Raw genomic sequence first — 14,175 nt, 5'->3', positions numbered from 1 at the left:
ACATCCGCGACCCTCAGGGGTCGGTAACTTTCATTACGTTCCTGTTGCCATCTGTTGGGATGCCCATGGGAAGGACGATACTGCCGGGGTCAGTCAACCGTTCAACCACGCTTTGGTACAGGGGAGGAAGCAGTGACTTCGTTGCACACCACCCGAGTGCGGCGCAGACGTCTGAGTGTGGCGGCAGCCGCCGCCGGACTCTTCGCCACTCTGCTGATGGCCGGACCGGCGGCCGCAACGCCCGACCCCGGTGATTCACCCGCGGCCCGCACCGGTCTCTCGGCAAGCCAGGAGGCAGCCGCCACGGCCGCCATCGAGGACGGTGAGATACCCGGCGTGGACGAGATCGTCCACAGCGACAACATCACCCCGCTGGCCAACGTCCCGAAGGACGCACTCAAGGGTCTCAACACGGACCTGGCCTTCCAGGGGAAGTACGCATACGCCGGTAATTACGACGGCTTCCGGATCTACGACATCAGCAACCCGAGTGACCCGAAGACCGTCGCCCAGGTGCTCTGCCCCGGATCCCAGAACGACATCTCGGTCTCCGGGAACCTGCTGTTCCTGTCCACCGACTCCTCGCGCAGCGACAACTCGTGCGCCAGCACCACCCAGCCCGCCACGGAGAAGTCCTCCTGGGAGGGCATGAAGATCTTCGACATCAGCGACAAGCGAAACCCGAAGTACGTCGCCGCCGTCGAGACCGCGTGCGGCTCGCACACCCACACGCTGGTTCCGGGGGGCAGCAGCGTGTACATATACGTCTCCTCGTACTCGCCGAGCGAGGCCTTCCCGGACTGCCAGCCGCCGCACGACGGGATCTCCGTCATCAAGGTGCCACGCAAGGCGCCCCAGAAGGCCGCGGTCGTGAACTTCCCGGTGCTCTTCCCGGACGGCGGCAACCCGGGCGCGCCCACCAACCCCGGGGTCTCGAAGACGACCGGCTGCCACGACATCACGGTGCTGCCGTCGAAGGACCTGGCCGCCGGTGCCTGCATGGGGGACGGCCTGCTGTTCTCCATCAAGGACCCGGAGAACCCGAAGATCATCGACCGGGTTCAGGACAATGTGAACTTCGCCTTCTGGCACTCGGCGACGTTCAACCAGAAGGCGGACAAGGTCGTCTTCACCGATGAGCTCGGCGGCGGCGGCGCGGCCACCTGCAACAAGGAGATCGGGCCGAAGCGCGGTGCCGACGGCATCTACGACATCGTCGGCAAGGGCGACCACCGCAAGCTGGTCTTCCGCAGCTACTTCAAGATCGACCGCCCGCAGGCCGCCACCGAGGTCTGCGTCGCCCACAACGGTTCGATCATCCCGGTCAAGGGCCGCGACCTGATGGTCCAGGCCTGGTACCAGGGCGGAGTCTCGGTATGGGACTTCACCGACTCCTCGGCGCCCAAGGAGATCGCGTTCTTCGAGCGCGGTCCCGTGAACCTGGACGCCGTCACCACGGCCGGCCCCTGGTCGGCGTACTACTACAACGGGTACATCTACTCCAACGACATCGCCAAGGGCTTCGACGTCCTGAAGCTCGACGACCCGCGGACCGACCCGGCGAAGCGCGTGCGGATGCCGGAGCTCAATGTGCAGACCCAGCCGGATTACTTCGACAACTGATTCGGCTGTACGGGTCTCGCCGGACCCGTGCGCTCACGGCGCGTTCCCGCCGGGCGGATCCTCGCCCGGCGGGGCGTGGTGCGGGGTCTCATGGGCCGCTGCGCCGCGCGGGCACATCCTGAACCCCTGCGTTGACCGGTTCATGCCGCGCGTACCGCTTACGCGGCAGACCTCGCGCTCCCGCCGGTCACCGTGGCCCACTCCACCAGGAGTCGCTGGTACTCCTCCTCGTCGTCCGGGGACAGGCATCCGCCGGAACGCTGCCACAGGTCGCGAATCTCTTCGTTCACCACTGCGGCGGAACGTTCGGAATCGGCTGAGCACGGATAAGGGGACATGCCTCCAGGCTAAGGCCCTGGTGTGACAATCGGACCCATTGGGCGTCAGGGACATCTCTCACATGTCCCTCCGCGGGATCACGGAACGAGCCCGAGTGCCCGTAGCCCGCCCGGCCGTTCCTCGACCGGCAGATGCTCGACGAAGCGCACGTCACACCCCAGTGCGGCCGCTCCGCCATCCGCGTGTCGATCGTCACCCACCATCACCACATCTTTCGGATCCTGGCCGATAAGTGTGCAGGCCGTGTGAAAAAGATGTGGGTCCGGCTTCTGGGTCCCGTGCTCGTACGACAGGACATAGGCGTCGACCAGGGCGTCGAGACCATGGGCGCGGAAGATCGGCCGCAGGTCCCAGCCGACGTTGCTGACCACGCCGACCCGGATCCCGCCCGCACGCAGCGCCTCCAGCACCTCCGCCGCGTCCGGGTACGGCCGCCACGCCGTCGGTGACATGTGCCGGTCGTAGAGTGCCTCGTACAGCCCCGGATCCGGCAGGGCGACCTGCCGGGCCAGCCCCGTGTACACCTCACGGTGCCGTTCCGCACTCTCGTCGCGCGTGGCCCACGCCGCGGCGAGCCGGTCGGGAACGTGCTGCGGCACCGGGCCGCCCGGCAGCGCCCCGGCGGCCGTCAGGTCCGCCACGTACCGCTCGAAGTCGGCATCGGGCACGGTCATGTCCCGCTCGGCGAGGACCGCCGAGAGCCAGGACCGGACGGGTTCGATGCAGAAGAGGGTCCCGGAGAAGTCGAAGAGCACACCCTTGATCACCATGGGTCCGATCCTCGCCGGTTCAGGAGCGTTGCGGCAAGGTCACCTGTTGCCGTCCCTCGTACCGGGCGAACCCGGCGATCGAGAACGCGACCACCGTCGCACCCAGCAGCCAGCCCCCCAGCACATCGGTCATCCAGTGCACCCCCAGATAGAGCCGGGTCACGCCCACGCCGATCACCGAGACCCACGCCACCGCGAGTGCGACGCGCCACACCCGACGCCGCACGCCGTGCCGGTGCAGCAGCCACAGCAGCAGACCGCAGCTCACCACCGCCGTCATGGCGTGACCGGACGGGAACGCCGCGTAGTGGGCGGAGTCCACCGGGTTCGGCCACTGAGGGCGCTCCCGGCCGACCGCGGACTTCAGCCCCTGCTGCAGCAGGGTGGCGAACAGGCTCGTCGCCGCCACCCACCCCGCGAGCATCCGGGCTCCGCGCCACCACAGCATCACCACGGCGACCGCGATAAGGAGGCGCATCGTCCAGGGGTCCCACACCCAGTCGGTCAGGATCCGGTTGATGTGCACGAGGCCCGGCTCCGTCACCGCCCGGCGGTGCAGCGCGTCGGCGACCGTACGGTCCAGCGACATCAGTGGGGGCCAGCGCAGGGCGACCAGGACCAGCAGCACCAGGGCGAGGCATCCGCACACGATGCCGGCTCGGAGAACAGGCGAGCGGCTCGGCGGGGAGAGGGGCGGGGGCGGGACTGGGGAGTGCATGGGGTGATCCTTGCGGACGGACCACGACACCGGCTATCCCAGCGCGCTGAGTCCCGGCACGAAGGCCACCAGAAGCGGCACGATCGGCACCAGGGCAGCCGCCGCGGTCAGCCGCAGCCGACGCCCCGCGGTGAGCCGCTCGACGGGGGACAGCAGCCGGTTCACGCGCAGCGGCAGCTCCGCGCCCGGTGTCGGGCAGGGGCCGAACACGCCCCGTTCCTCGTTCAGTTCGACCAGGGCGAGAGCAATCGTCAGCCGGCCGAAGCGCCGTGACGCCACATCGTCCGCCGCCAGTTCGACGAGCCGGTGCATCTCGTCACGGAAAGCGGCGAACACCGGCACCTGGGGGAACCCGTTCGCCAGCGCTGCGGAGCAGTGCAGCAGCCAGTCGTGCCGCGCCTGCGCGTGCCCCTGCTCATGGGCCAGCACCGCATCCAGCTGACGTCCCTTCAGTCGTCCGAGAGCCGCAGTGGTGATGACCAGTTGAGGTGCTGCTCCGGGGAGCCACCAGGCGTCGGGGCGCTCACCCTCCAGCACCACGAGCCGACCGGTCCCGGGCTCCTCGCCGGGCATCAACGGGGAACGGACCAGCAGTTCGGCCCGACGCCGCCTGCGCCGCACCTGTGCCCGGCGGATCTCCCGCGTCAGCATCGCCGCGCTCCAGATGCCACCCAGCGCCAGCAGAACGGCGATGACGGCGGACCACGGCCCGTACGCGGCCAGCGCGTACGCCTCCACCACGGCGTGCGGTGCGGGCGCGAACACCTGCCCGCGCACCGCCTGCCAGGCGGCGGCCGCGCTGAACGTCATGGAGAGTCCGAAGGACAGCAGCACCCCGGCCACCACGCACTGCCACACCCACAGCGCCACCACGGGCTCGCGCTCGGGCCACTCGGCCCGCGCCATCAGCCGCGGGGTCACGACGGCGGCCAGTGCACCGAGCAGCAGCAGCACGAGGGAGACCAACATGACGTCAGCCTATGAGTGGCGTGGTACCCGCGGGTATGGCTGTGCTCGGCAAGTGATGTACGCCACGGTCGACCGCATCCCCTGTCTCACAGCGTGAGCAGCATCGCGAACATGGCGATCCCCATCGTCAACCGGCAGGCCAGTGCCAGCTCCGGGCGTGCGCCCCAGCTGTTTCCGATCCGCCCCTCGGCCGGACCCGCGGCGGCGACCGGAATCAGCCGTGTCCCGGACCGCAGCACATAGGCCGCGTAATAGACGAGCAGCATCCCCGTCAGCAGCGGCACGCCACCGGCGACCTGCGTCATCTGATGTCCACCGTGCGCGCCGCCCGCACCGTGCGCTGCCGTACCACTGCCCGGCGCCATCACCGACGCCATGTAGACCATGGCCAGTGAGCCGACCAGATGGTGCAGATGGTGCCCCCTGCGGCGGGCGAACCAGAGACCGCGCAACGCGGCCGCGCCGAAGAGCACCACATACACGGCCCATCCCCACACGGGCGGCGGGAAGACCGCGGCGGGCGCCGCCATCGCGGCCATGCCGAAGCCCATGACCGCCTCATCGCGCGCCGTTCTGCGCTCCTCCGCCGTCCCGCCGCGCATCCGCAGCAGGCAGTACGCGCCCGTGACCCCGCACAGCGCCATCAGCAGCCAGCCGGACATCGCCGGTCCGTGCACAGCGCACCTCCCCAGGACGTACGACGTCGGTGTCGACTAGTCGATGCCCCGGCCCGGCAGGGCGTACGCGGCGCACTGATGTAAGAGGGGAGCGCGTGGAGGAAACCCCCAGAAGGGTGTGGTCACTTGTGCGCCGTCGCGGGGCGCCGCCCTCAGGGCCGGAATCGCAGCGGATGGTCCTCCGGCACTTCGACGACCGCGATCCGCACGCCGTCCGGATCGGAGATCCACATCTCCACGAGCCCCCACGGCTCTCGCACCGGCGGCCGTTCCACCTCGACGCCCCGGGTCGACAGTTCCTCGTACGCCGCCCGGACGTCCGCGACCTGCAGCCACAGCCGCAGCCCGGGCGAGGGCGGCGCGACGGATTGCCCGGAGACCTCCAGGAAGCCGCCGCCCAGGAAGTACACCGTCCCGCGCTCGGGGCCGGTCCCGAACTCCCGGTACACCGGCAGCCCGAGGGACTCTCCGTAGAACGTCCGTGACCGCTCGGGGTCGGTAGGGCTCAACAGGACCCGACTGCTCAGCACATGCACCATGGTCGAGACATTAGGCGCGGACCGGCGAGCTACTCTGCTGCGGCACGGCCCAGCAGAGAAACGGAGAACCTCACCATGGACATCGCCCCGCCCCGCGACCCGGGACAGCTGACCTTCCGCGACGCGGCGGACGCCGATGTGCCCGCGCTCGTTTCGCTGATCGAGTCGGCGTACCGGGGCGACTCGAGCCGCGCTGGGTGGACGACCGAGGCGGACATCCTGCAGGGGCAGCGGACCGACCCCGATGGGGTCCGCGCGGTGGTCGAGGCCCCCGGCAGCCGACTGCTCGTGGTGGAGCGGGACAGCGAACTGATCGCCTGCTGTCAGCTCGAACACCGGGGGGAAGCCGCCTACTTCGGGATGTTCGCGGTCCGCCCCGAGCTTCAGGGCGGCGGCCTCGGCAAGCTGATCATCGCCGAGGCCGAACGCACCGTCCGGGAGAGCTGGGGCGCCGCCGAGATGCACATGACCGTGATCTCGGTGCGCGAGGAACTGATCGCCTGGTACGAGCGCCGCGGCTACCGCCGTACGGGAGAGCTGAGCCCGTTCCCGTACGGCGACGAGCGCTTCGGCGTCCCCCAGCGCGACGATCTCGCCTTCGAGCTGCTGATCAAGGATCTGAAGGAGGGCTAGCCCTCCCCGCACCTACGCGGTGAAGCGGCCGGCGCGGCGGATCTCCGGGAAGTCGGTGGTCGCGCCGTCCAGCCCCAGGGCGCGGACCAGACGCAGATGATCCTGGGTGTTCACCACCCAGCCGATGACCTTCACTCCCTCGGCGTGGGCCTGCTCGACGACCTCCAGCGTGAGACGGCGGATGTTCAGCGCGAGCGTCGCCGCGCCCACCGCCTTCGCCCGGTCCACCACATCGCTCTTCCACCGGCTGGCGATGAGGACGGTCCGTACCCCCGGCACCAGTTGAGTGATCTCGGCGACCGCCTCGTCGTGGAACGACGACACCTCGACCCGGTCGACGAGATCGCGCCGCAGCATCACCTCGGCCAGCGCCCGGGCAGCGGCCGCATCCTTGATCTCCGCCTGCAAGGGGGAGCGCACGGCATCGAGCACCTGCTCGAAGACGGGCACCCGTTCGCCCTGCCCGGCATCGAGTTCCCGCAGCTCGGCAATGGTTTTCTCGGCGATCGGGCCCGTGCCGTCGGTCGTCCGGTCCACCTCGGCGTCGTGCATGACGGCGAGTGCGCCGTCCTTGCTCAGATGAAGGTCCAGTTCGATGACGTCCATGCCGGCCTGCTCGGCGTGGACGAACGACCGCAGGGTGTTCTCCGGCTCGACACCCATCACCCCGCGATGACCGATGGTGAGAAAAGTCAAGGCAATCTCGCTTCCGTCGACGGCGTCTCCCCGCGTGCTGCTCCTGCCCACGCGGCACTTCGGCACTCGGCTTACGGCAACTCGGCAGCCTAGTGGTCCGGACCCCGGAGAGCGCCGGTAGCGCGAGGGTGAATGGTGCCGTGTCCCGGGACGTCGGCGACACCGGGCAGGAATCCGGAGTTGACGGCTGCGACAAGGACGGCACGGATACTCACGCGGCGGTCTCCGCAGGGGTAGGAGGAGGTGGATGACACCCGTCCTACCGGTAGCGCCGGTGCCCGGCGAGCCGAGTCACCCGTACGTGGGCGCGCCCTGCACGGCCGGAACGCCCGGAAGTGCGACCGTCGGCGGTCCGGTGTCCCCCGGAACCGACGGAAGGAGCCGCACAAGCGGAGTGTGACAGGAAGAATCGCGGTCACCGTGGGGGTCGGCAGGATAATTTTCTGAGGCTCACTTGTCTCGAAGAACCACACATGGATACGGTTGCTTGACGCGAGGTTCTCCCGTGGAGGAAGTGTGATGACGGAAATTCTTGTGCACGACGCCGAGGTCGGCGCGATAGCTACTGCCCAGCGGGTGGTCGAGCAGCCTGCCTGGCCCGCGCTCAGGGATGCCGTGGAGGAGATCCGGCCCTGGCAGGCGAAGGACGGTTCGATCGACTTCGACGCCGAAGGTGCCCCCTCGCCTGCCACCGTCCTGGCGACGCTGGAACGCGTGATCGCCGCGATCGAAGAGCTTTCCCCGCTGCTCCCGCACGATGCCGCGTACCACCGCGCCCTCGTCGTGGACCTGCGCCGCTGGGCGGCGGACGGCTTCGGTGTGCCGGACTTCCTGGACTCGCTGCTCGCCTTCCAGCCCGCCAGGAACCGCGCCGACGGTCTGCAGCACCTGGTCGTCTTCGCGATGTACACGCAGAACGGCAACCCGGACCGCAATCTCGAAGCGGTCGTCCTGCGGATGGTCTGGCCCGAATGGCTCGCCGAGCTCGAAGCCACGCGCTACGACAACCCGCTCTTCTGCGGCATCACCTTCGAGGACTTCACCTCCGGTTACGACACCAACTCCGCGGTGCTCTTCCCGGAGACGATCGCCGTGCGCGAGGCCCCCGAGCGCTTCAGCTGGGGCGGCATCTTCTGCGACCGTGAGGCCGCCCGCTTCCGCCGCGTCACCGAGGCCTCCGTCGACCTCCTCGGCGTGGAGCTGCCCGATGACATCCGCGAGATGGTCGGCGACCAGCAGCGCTGCGAGCAGGCATTCGTGCTCTGGGACATGGTCCACGACCGCACCCACAGCCACGGTGACCTGCCGTTCGACCCGTTCATGATCAAGCAGCGGCAGCCGTTCTGGATGTACGGACTGGAGGAGCTGCGCTGCGACCTCACCGCCTTCAAGGAGGCCGTGAAGCTGGAGGCCGACGGCTTCCCGCAGGGCCGTGACGTGCAGTACGCCGTGCTGTTCGACCGGATGTTCCGCTTCCCGGTCACCGGCGAGCGGGTCCGCAACTACGACGGTCTCGGCGGCCAGCTGCTCTTCGCGTACCTCCACAAGCACGATGTGATCCGCTGGACCGACAACACCCTGAAGATCGACTGGGACAGGGCTCCGCAGGTCACCAACCAGCTCTGCGGCGAGATCGAGAAGCTCTACCGCGACGGCATCGACCGCCCCAAGCTGGTCCACTGGTTCGCCGCGTACGACCTGGTCTCGACCTACCTGGCCCCGCACCCCGGCTCCCGCTGGGCCAAGGGTCCGGACGCCCTGGACCTCTCGCAGCCGCCTCGCAAGCTCGTGGACGACGTGCTTCCGGACGAGTTTCCGCTGAGCATGTTCTATGAGGCGCTCGCCAAGAAGCTGAAGAATGTGATCGCCTCCACCAGGGGGATCACCGCGGCGGACGCCGAGCAGGCAGCCGCGTGAGCGCTCGTTCGAAGGAGGCGGTGACCATGAACGCAAACGGCACGGGCAATGGGAACGGCGCGCTGGAAGGCGCGGTGATCGCCGTTGCCGGAGCCGCCGGACCGGCGGGCCGGGCGACGCTGCTCAGGCTCGCCGAGGCCGGTGCGATCGTCGTCGCCTCGGACGCGGATGCCACCCGCCTGGCGGAGGCCGTCGACGCCGCACGGTACGCCCACGGCGGCGCCACCGTCACCGGCGACACCGTCGATCTGCTCGATCTCGACGCCGCCCGGGCATGGGCGGACAAGACCGAGAAGGAGTTCGGCCGGATCGACGGCCTGGTCCACCTGGTGGGCGGCTGGCGCGGTAGCGCCACCTTCGCCGAGACCGACCTCGCGGACTGGGATCTCCTGGAGAAGCTGCTGATCCGCACGGTTCAGCACACCTCGCTGGCCTTCCAGGAAGGGCTCCAGCGCAGCGACCGCGGCCGCTACCTGCTGATCAGCGCGGCCGGGGCGAGCAAGCCCACTGCGGGCAATGCCGCCTACGCCGCGTCGAAGGCGGCCGCCGAGGCCTGGACCCTTGCGCTCGCGGACGCCTTCCGCAAGGCGGGGGGCGAGGAAGGGCCGAGGACAGCGGCTGCGATCCTGATCGTCAAGGCACTGGTGCACGACGCGATGCGCGCCGAGCGCCCGAATGCGAAGTTCGCGGGCTTCACCGACGTCAAGGAGCTGGCCGAGGCCATCGCCGGCGTCTGGTCCAAGCCCGCCTCCGAAGTGAACGGAAAGCGTCTGTGGCTGACCCCGCAACCATGAGGACCGACGCGCGACGTCGCCACGATCCGCAGATACGCGGATTCGCCAGTGACAACTACGCGGGCGCCCACCCGGAGATCCTCGCGGCCATCGCCCTCGCCAACGGCGGTCACCAGATCGCCTATGGCGAGGACGACTACACCGAGAACCTCCAGCAGATCGTCAAGGGGCACTTCGGCCCCACCGCCGAGGCGTTCCCGGTCTTCAACGGCACCGGGGCGAATGTCGTCTCGCTGCAGGCGATGACCGATCGCTGGGGCGCGGTCATCTGCGCCGAGTCCGCGCACATCAACGTGGACGAGGGCGGCGCCCCGGAGCGCGTGGGCGGCCTCAAGCTGCTCACCGTGCCGACCCCGGACGGCAAGCTCACCCCCGAGCTCATCGACCGGCAGGCGTACGGCTGGGACGACGAACACCGCGCGATGCCCCAGGTCGTGTCGATCACTCAGAACACCGAGCTCGGCACCGTCTACACGCCCGATGAGATCCGCGCCATCTGCGAGCACTCCCACGAGCGCGGCATGAAGGTCCACCTCGACGGGGCGCGGATCGCCAACGCCGCGGCGTCGCTGGGCGTCCCTGTGCGTACCTTCACCAGCGAGGTCGGCGTCGACGTCCTCTCGTTCGGCGGCACCAAGAACGGGGCCCTCTTCGGTGAGGCCGTCGTCGTCCTGAACCCCGATGCCGTGCGGGCCATGAAGCATCTGCGGAAGCTGTCGATGCAGCTGGCATCGAAGATGCGTTTCGTTTCGGTGCAACTGGAGGCGCTGCTCGCCGGTGACCTGTGGCTGCGCAACGCCCGGCACGCCAACGCCATGGCTCAGCGGCTCGCGGAGGGCGTCCGGGCGGTGGAGGGCGTGGAGATCCTCTACCCGGTCCAGGCGAACGCCGTCTTCGCGCGTCTGCCGCACGACGTGAGCGAGCGGCTCCAGAAGCGCTTCCGTTTTTACTTCTGGGACGAGACCGCCGGCGATGTGCGCTGGATGTGCTCCTTCGACACCACGGAGGACGACGTGGACGCGTTCGTCCTCGCGCTGAAGGAAGAGATCGCCAAGTAGCATCACGCTGCGCATGAATATGCGGCCGACCGGAAAGTCATTGCTTTCCGGTCGGCCGCTTCCGTACGCTCTGCATGCATGGAGCTGACCCAGCAAACCCCTGCCCTGGACGCCTATCTCGCCGCCGATGTGGCCATCGATCACGAGCATCCGCTCGTACGGCAGACCGTCGACCGCCTTCGCGTCGATGGCGACGACGCATACTCATACGCGCTCGCGGCCTATGAGTTCGTCCGCGACACCATTCCGCACTCCGTCGACTCGGGTGATCCCAGGGTCAGCTGGCGCGCCTCGGACGTCCTCGCCACCCGTAACGGCATCTGTCATTCCAAGTCCCACGCGCTGGCGGCCCTGCTGCGCGCGGCAGGTATCCCGACGGCCCTCTGCTACCAGGGCTTCCACGACGAGAACGGGGATCCGGACGTCCTGCACGGGCTGATCGCCGTGCGCCTGCCGGGCCGGGACCGCTGGGACCGCCAGGACCCGCGCGGCAACAAGCAGGGTGTCGACGCCCAGTTCTCGCTCGACGAGGAACGGCTGGCCTGGCCCATCGGGCCGGAGTCCAATGGCGTGGACTATCCAATCCTCTATGCGGCACCGCATCCGGCGGTTCTGCGCGCCCTGCAGACTGCCGAGGACCGCACGCACCTGTGGCGCACGCTTCCGACCGCGCTCTGACCCGTCCAGAGGCAGAGTGGCGGATGCCGCTGACGCCCACCGTTTCCGACGACGCGCGCACCCTTGCGCTCGGCTTCACCCGCCTCGCCGTCGAGGCGCGTGCGCCGGCCAACGGGACGAGCCGTGAGGACAGCTCGGCCCTGCTGGACGATGCCGCCCGACGGCTCGTCGAACAGCTCGACGGCAGGGGGCCCGCACGAGGCCCCCACATTGCCTCCTGGCAGGCCGCGTACGCGGCCTTCGGCGCCGAGCCGTCCCGTAGCCGCAACTCCGCCGAGGCGCTCGCCGGGCGCGCTCTCACCGAGGCCGGACTGCCGCGGATCGATCTGCTGGTCGACGCCTGCAACGCGATCGGCGTCACCCATCCGGTCCCGGTCGGTCGACGACGATCCGCGAGCTCGAAGCCGCAGGCGCCGAACCCGCCGAGACGCCGGAGGCGCTGAGCCCCGGGGCGCGGATCACCGTGCGCACCCCGGAGTGACGTTTCAGCCGTGGTGGTGAACGGGCCCCGTCAGCTGGCCTCGCGCACCTCGGCGGGCGTCGGAGCCGTACCGCCGAGGTGCGCGGGCACCCACCAGGTGTCGCTCGCGTCCCTCGGCCGCACCGGGTAGGCGCGCTGCGCCGCTTCGAGGAGCTCCTGCACCCCTTCCCGCAGACGTCGGGTGATCGCACCCGCGTACTGGTCGGTGGGGGCCTCCATCGGGGCACCGACCCGGATCGTCACCGGGGTGTGGCTGCGCTTGAAGTTGCGCGGCCGCCCCTTGGTCCAGATCCGCTGCGTGCCCCACAGGGCCATCGGGATCAGCGGTACGCCGGCCTCCTGGGCCAGTCGGGCCGCGCCCGACTTGAAGCTCTTCAGCGTGAACGACTGCGAAATGGTCGCCTCGGGGAAGACGCCGATGATCTCGCCGGAGCGCAGTGAGGCGAGGGCGTGGGCATACGCCTCCTCGCCCTGCTTCCGGTCGACCGGGATGTGCTTCATGCCGCGCATCAGCGGACCGGAGACCTTGTGCCGGAAGACCGATTCCTTCGCCATGAAGCGGACCAGCCGCTTCTGCGGCAGCGCCGCGAGCCCGGTGAAGATGAAGTCGAGATAGCTGATGTGGTTGCTGACCAGTACCGCACCGCCGGTCTTCGGGATGTGCTCCGAACCCTGAGTGTCGATCTTCAGGTCCAGCGCCTTGAACATGGTGCGAGCGGCGCCGATGACCGGCCGATAGACGAGTTCTGCCATCTGGAGAAGACCCTTCTTCAGCGCCTGGGGAGGGTTCTCCCGGCGGAAGTTACGCAGCCGTAGGTTTTCGGCATTGCGCCGATCGTGCCCCATGTCCGCCGCGGTGGCCAGTCTCGGCGGGCGCGGGGCGCGAGATTCTCGTCACGTGGAGTCGGCGGGAATGACTCCGCGCCCGACGGTGCTGACCCCTTGCGAGGGGCTCTGACAGGAGGCGGACGGTGGACGGGCAGGCACGTGCGAACAGGCTGGATGCGGCCCAACTCGGCGCGGAATTGGGGGAGCGGGCCACCCTCGTGCAGTTCTCCAGCGCCTTCTGCCAGCCCTGCCGGGCCACCCGCCGCACCCTCGGCGAGGTGGCCGGAATGGTCGACGGCGTCGCCCACGTCGAAATCGACGCCGAGGCGCATCTCACTCTCGTGCGCGAGCTCGACATCAGCCGTACGCCGACGGTGCTGGTTCTCGATGCGACCGGCCGGATCGTCCGCCGAGCGGTCGGGCAGCCCCGAACCGTCGATGTCGTCGCCGCGTTGGGGCACGCGATGTAACGGACCGTGATGCATCTCCCACATTGCGGAACCCTCTTGACTGCACCCACCACGCATCGTCAGTCTGACGCTATGCCGCCGGAACTCCTTCTCTACGGCCGGGTCCACGTGGACCTCGCCCGCAACGCGAGTGCGCGCTGTCCGGGTGCCTGAGCACCCACGGCCCCGTACGCCTCCCTTGCAGAAGGACATCTCCATGACGGCTTCGCCCGAGCTCTCCAGCGCCCGCACGGCTTCCCCCGATCTCCTGCGCTCCGTCTTCCGGCAGCATGCCGCCGGAGTTGCGGTGATCACCGCCGCCGGTGACCGGCCGGTCGGCTTCACCGCGACCTCCCTGAACTCCGTCGCCGCCGAGCCGCCGCTCATCTCCTTCGGTGTGGGGACCTCGTCCTCCAGCTGGCCGGTCGTGGCGGAGGCCGAGCACATCGGCGTTCACATACTGGGTGAGCACCAGCAGGAGCTGGCCGCCACATTCGCGCGCAGCGGCGCCGACCGGTTCGGTCCGTCCACCTATTGGCGCAGTGGGCCGGAAGGTGTCCCGCTGCTCGACGGGGTGCTTGCGTGGCTGGTCTGCCGCGTGGTGGCGCGGATCCCGGCGGGGGACCACCGGATCGTGATAGCGGAGGCCGTCGTCGGCGATCCGGCCGGGGGCGGCCGCCCGCTGCTCTATCACCAGGGTCGCTTCACGGCGTTGCGGGACTGAGAGTTCCCAGGTGGCGCATGGGCACCGGGCGTCGGCCAGATCACAGTGCAAAGCGCTTGCTCATGGGTGACGTACTGGGTGTACTGGCGAGTAATATGTCGCTCGGAGCATCGGTCGCCCCGACCGGAATCCGTCCCATCAGGCGCCTATGCTGCGTGCATCAAGGCAGCCCAGAAATGACGATGCAGTAGGAGAGCCGGCGTGAGCTTGAGGATCGTTGTCTGTGTGAAGTATGTGCCCGATGCCACTGGTGACCGGCACTTCGCTGATGATCTGACGCTG

Annotated in this window: 16 protein-coding genes and 2 pseudogenes; 10 read left to right on the top strand and 8 right to left on the bottom strand. The window is 69.1% G+C overall.

The features are described from left to right. The first annotated feature begins 132 nt into the window (after positions 1-132). On the top strand, positions 133-1,623 hold the full coding sequence (locus ACFU6I_RS12845) for an LVIVD repeat-containing protein (RefSeq protein ID WP_384364578.1): 1,491 nt from the start codon (positions 133-135) through the stop codon (positions 1,621-1,623). A gap of 158 nt (positions 1,624-1,781) precedes the next feature. Here ACFU6I_RS12845 and ACFU6I_RS12840 read toward each other — a convergent pair whose 3' ends face one another. The 6 genes from ACFU6I_RS12840 to ACFU6I_RS12815 form a co-directional block, all read right to left on the bottom strand. Next, positions 1,782-1,961: a hypothetical protein gene (locus tag ACFU6I_RS12840; protein ID WP_384364575.1), complete on the bottom strand. Its 180-nt coding sequence runs from the start codon at positions 1,959-1,961 to the stop codon at positions 1,782-1,784. A 78-nt stretch (positions 1,962-2,039) separates the two neighbouring features. Further along, positions 2,040-2,732 carry an HAD family hydrolase gene (locus ACFU6I_RS12835; RefSeq protein WP_384364572.1) on the bottom strand — a complete coding sequence of 231 codons (693 nt, stop codon included), beginning with the start codon at positions 2,730-2,732 and terminating at the stop codon, positions 2,040-2,042. Between the two features lie 19 nt (positions 2,733-2,751). After that, positions 2,752-3,450 (bottom strand): phosphatase PAP2 family protein, encoded by a 699-nt coding sequence (locus tag ACFU6I_RS12830; RefSeq protein ID WP_384364569.1) that lies wholly within the window; start codon positions 3,448-3,450, stop codon positions 2,752-2,754. 33 nt (positions 3,451-3,483) lie between these two features. Beyond that, positions 3,484-4,419, bottom strand: a complete 936-nt coding sequence (locus tag ACFU6I_RS12825; RefSeq protein WP_384364566.1) for a M56 family metallopeptidase — start codon at positions 4,417-4,419, stop codon at positions 3,484-3,486. Positions 4,420-4,505: 86 nt separating this feature from the next. Continuing rightward, positions 4,506-5,096 (bottom strand): DUF5134 domain-containing protein, encoded by a 591-nt coding sequence (locus ACFU6I_RS12820; protein WP_384364563.1) that lies wholly within the window; start codon positions 5,094-5,096, stop codon positions 4,506-4,508. A gap of 152 nt (positions 5,097-5,248) precedes the next feature. After that, a complete protein-coding gene (locus tag ACFU6I_RS12815; RefSeq protein WP_384364560.1) occupies positions 5,249-5,635 on the bottom strand; it encodes a VOC family protein in 387 nt (128 codons plus the stop codon). Positions 5,636-5,710: 75 nt separating this feature from the next. Here ACFU6I_RS12815 and ACFU6I_RS12810 point away from each other — a divergent pair, with 75 nt between their 5' ends. Then, complete coding sequence (locus ACFU6I_RS12810) at positions 5,711-6,268, top strand: GNAT family N-acetyltransferase (RefSeq protein WP_384364557.1); 558 nt, start codon at positions 5,711-5,713, stop codon at positions 6,266-6,268. A 12-nt stretch (positions 6,269-6,280) separates the two neighbouring features. On the opposite strand, the gene ACFU6I_RS12805 is transcribed toward ACFU6I_RS12810, so the two are convergent. After that, entirely contained in the window at positions 6,281-6,931 is a 651-nt protein-coding gene (locus tag ACFU6I_RS12805; RefSeq protein WP_384364774.1) for a glycerophosphodiester phosphodiesterase, read from the bottom strand. Between the two features lie 552 nt (positions 6,932-7,483). On the opposite strand from ACFU6I_RS12805, the gene ACFU6I_RS12800 reads away from it, so the two are divergent. From ACFU6I_RS12800 to ACFU6I_RS12780, 5 genes and pseudogenes are all read left to right on the top strand, one after another. After that, on the top strand, positions 7,484-8,881 hold the full coding sequence (locus tag ACFU6I_RS12800; protein ID WP_384364554.1) for a DUF6421 family protein: 1,398 nt from the start codon (positions 7,484-7,486) through the stop codon (positions 8,879-8,881). Between the two features lie 26 nt (positions 8,882-8,907). Continuing rightward, complete coding sequence (locus ACFU6I_RS12795) at positions 8,908-9,675, top strand: SDR family NAD(P)-dependent oxidoreductase (RefSeq protein WP_384364771.1); 768 nt, start codon at positions 8,908-8,910, stop codon at positions 9,673-9,675. After that, complete coding sequence (locus tag ACFU6I_RS12790) at positions 9,672-10,733, top strand: threonine aldolase family protein (protein ID WP_384364551.1); 1,062 nt, start codon at positions 9,672-9,674, stop codon at positions 10,731-10,733. The genes ACFU6I_RS12795 and ACFU6I_RS12790 overlap by 4 nt, the downstream gene beginning before the upstream one ends. Before the next feature lie 78 nt (positions 10,734-10,811). Beyond that, positions 10,812-11,411, top strand: coding sequence for a transglutaminase domain-containing protein (locus ACFU6I_RS12785; RefSeq protein ID WP_384364548.1), 600 nt, complete (start codon positions 10,812-10,814; stop codon positions 11,409-11,411). A gap of 23 nt (positions 11,412-11,434) precedes the next feature. Next, positions 11,435-11,791 (top strand): annotated as a pseudogene (locus tag ACFU6I_RS12780) (cytoplasmic protein); the annotation flags it as partial. Between the two features lie 131 nt (positions 11,792-11,922). Here ACFU6I_RS12780 and ACFU6I_RS12775 read toward each other — a convergent pair. Next, the gene (locus ACFU6I_RS12775; protein ID WP_384364768.1) at positions 11,923-12,645 is read right to left on the bottom strand and encodes a lysophospholipid acyltransferase family protein; all 723 of its coding nucleotides are present in this window, start codon (positions 12,643-12,645) and stop codon (positions 11,923-11,925) included. 218 nt (positions 12,646-12,863) lie between these two features. On the opposite strand from ACFU6I_RS12775, the gene ACFU6I_RS12770 reads away from it, so the two are divergent. The 3 genes and pseudogenes from ACFU6I_RS12770 to ACFU6I_RS12760 all read left to right on the top strand — a co-directional run. Beyond that, positions 12,864-13,190, top strand: a complete 327-nt coding sequence (locus ACFU6I_RS12770) for a thioredoxin family protein (RefSeq protein ID WP_266988723.1) — start codon at positions 12,864-12,866, stop codon at positions 13,188-13,190. Positions 13,191-13,386: 196 nt separating this feature from the next. Further along, positions 13,387-13,893 carry a flavin reductase family protein gene (locus ACFU6I_RS12765; RefSeq protein WP_384364545.1) on the top strand — a complete coding sequence of 169 codons (507 nt, stop codon included), beginning with the start codon at positions 13,387-13,389 and terminating at the stop codon, positions 13,891-13,893. A 201-nt stretch (positions 13,894-14,094) separates the two neighbouring features. Further along, a pseudogene (locus ACFU6I_RS12760) lies at positions 14,095-14,175 on the top strand (electron transfer flavoprotein subunit beta); the annotation flags it as partial.

The sequence above is a fragment of the Streptomyces sp. NPDC057486 genome, from assembly GCF_042802415.1.
GTDB lineage: Bacteria > Actinomycetota > Actinomycetes > Streptomycetales > Streptomycetaceae > Streptomyces > Streptomyces yanii.
This window is presented reverse-complemented; position numbering and strand designations above follow the sequence as displayed.

Coding starts and splice junctions, on each gene's coding strand:
- ACFU6I_RS12840 (WP_384364575.1), bottom strand. CDS start 1,961: ATGTCCCCTTATCCGTGCTCAGCCGATTCCGAACGTTCCGCCGCAGTG.
- ACFU6I_RS12835 (WP_384364572.1), bottom strand. CDS start 2,732: ATGGTGATCAAGGGTGTGCTCTTCGACTTCTCCGGGACCCTCTTCTGC.
- ACFU6I_RS12830 (WP_384364569.1), bottom strand. CDS start 3,450: ATGCACTCCCCAGTCCCGCCCCCGCCCCTCTCCCCGCCGAGCCGCTCG.
- ACFU6I_RS12825 (WP_384364566.1), bottom strand. CDS start 4,419: ATGTTGGTCTCCCTCGTGCTGCTGCTGCTCGGTGCACTGGCCGCCGTC.
- ACFU6I_RS12815 (WP_384364560.1), bottom strand. CDS start 5,635: ATGGTGCATGTGCTGAGCAGTCGGGTCCTGTTGAGCCCTACCGACCCC.
- ACFU6I_RS12810 (WP_384364557.1), top strand. CDS start 5,711: ATGGACATCGCCCCGCCCCGCGACCCGGGACAGCTGACCTTCCGCGAC.
- ACFU6I_RS12805 (WP_384364774.1), bottom strand. CDS start 6,931: ATGGGTGTCGAGCCGGAGAACACCCTGCGGTCGTTCGTCCACGCCGAG.
- ACFU6I_RS12800 (WP_384364554.1), top strand. CDS start 7,484: ATGACGGAAATTCTTGTGCACGACGCCGAGGTCGGCGCGATAGCTACT.
- ACFU6I_RS12795 (WP_384364771.1), top strand. CDS start 8,908: ATGAACGCAAACGGCACGGGCAATGGGAACGGCGCGCTGGAAGGCGCG.
- ACFU6I_RS12790 (WP_384364551.1), top strand. CDS start 9,672: ATGAGGACCGACGCGCGACGTCGCCACGATCCGCAGATACGCGGATTC.
- ACFU6I_RS12785 (WP_384364548.1), top strand. CDS start 10,812: ATGGAGCTGACCCAGCAAACCCCTGCCCTGGACGCCTATCTCGCCGCC.
- ACFU6I_RS12775 (WP_384364768.1), bottom strand. CDS start 12,645: ATGGCAGAACTCGTCTATCGGCCGGTCATCGGCGCCGCTCGCACCATG.
- ACFU6I_RS12765 (WP_384364545.1), top strand. CDS start 13,387: ATGACGGCTTCGCCCGAGCTCTCCAGCGCCCGCACGGCTTCCCCCGAT.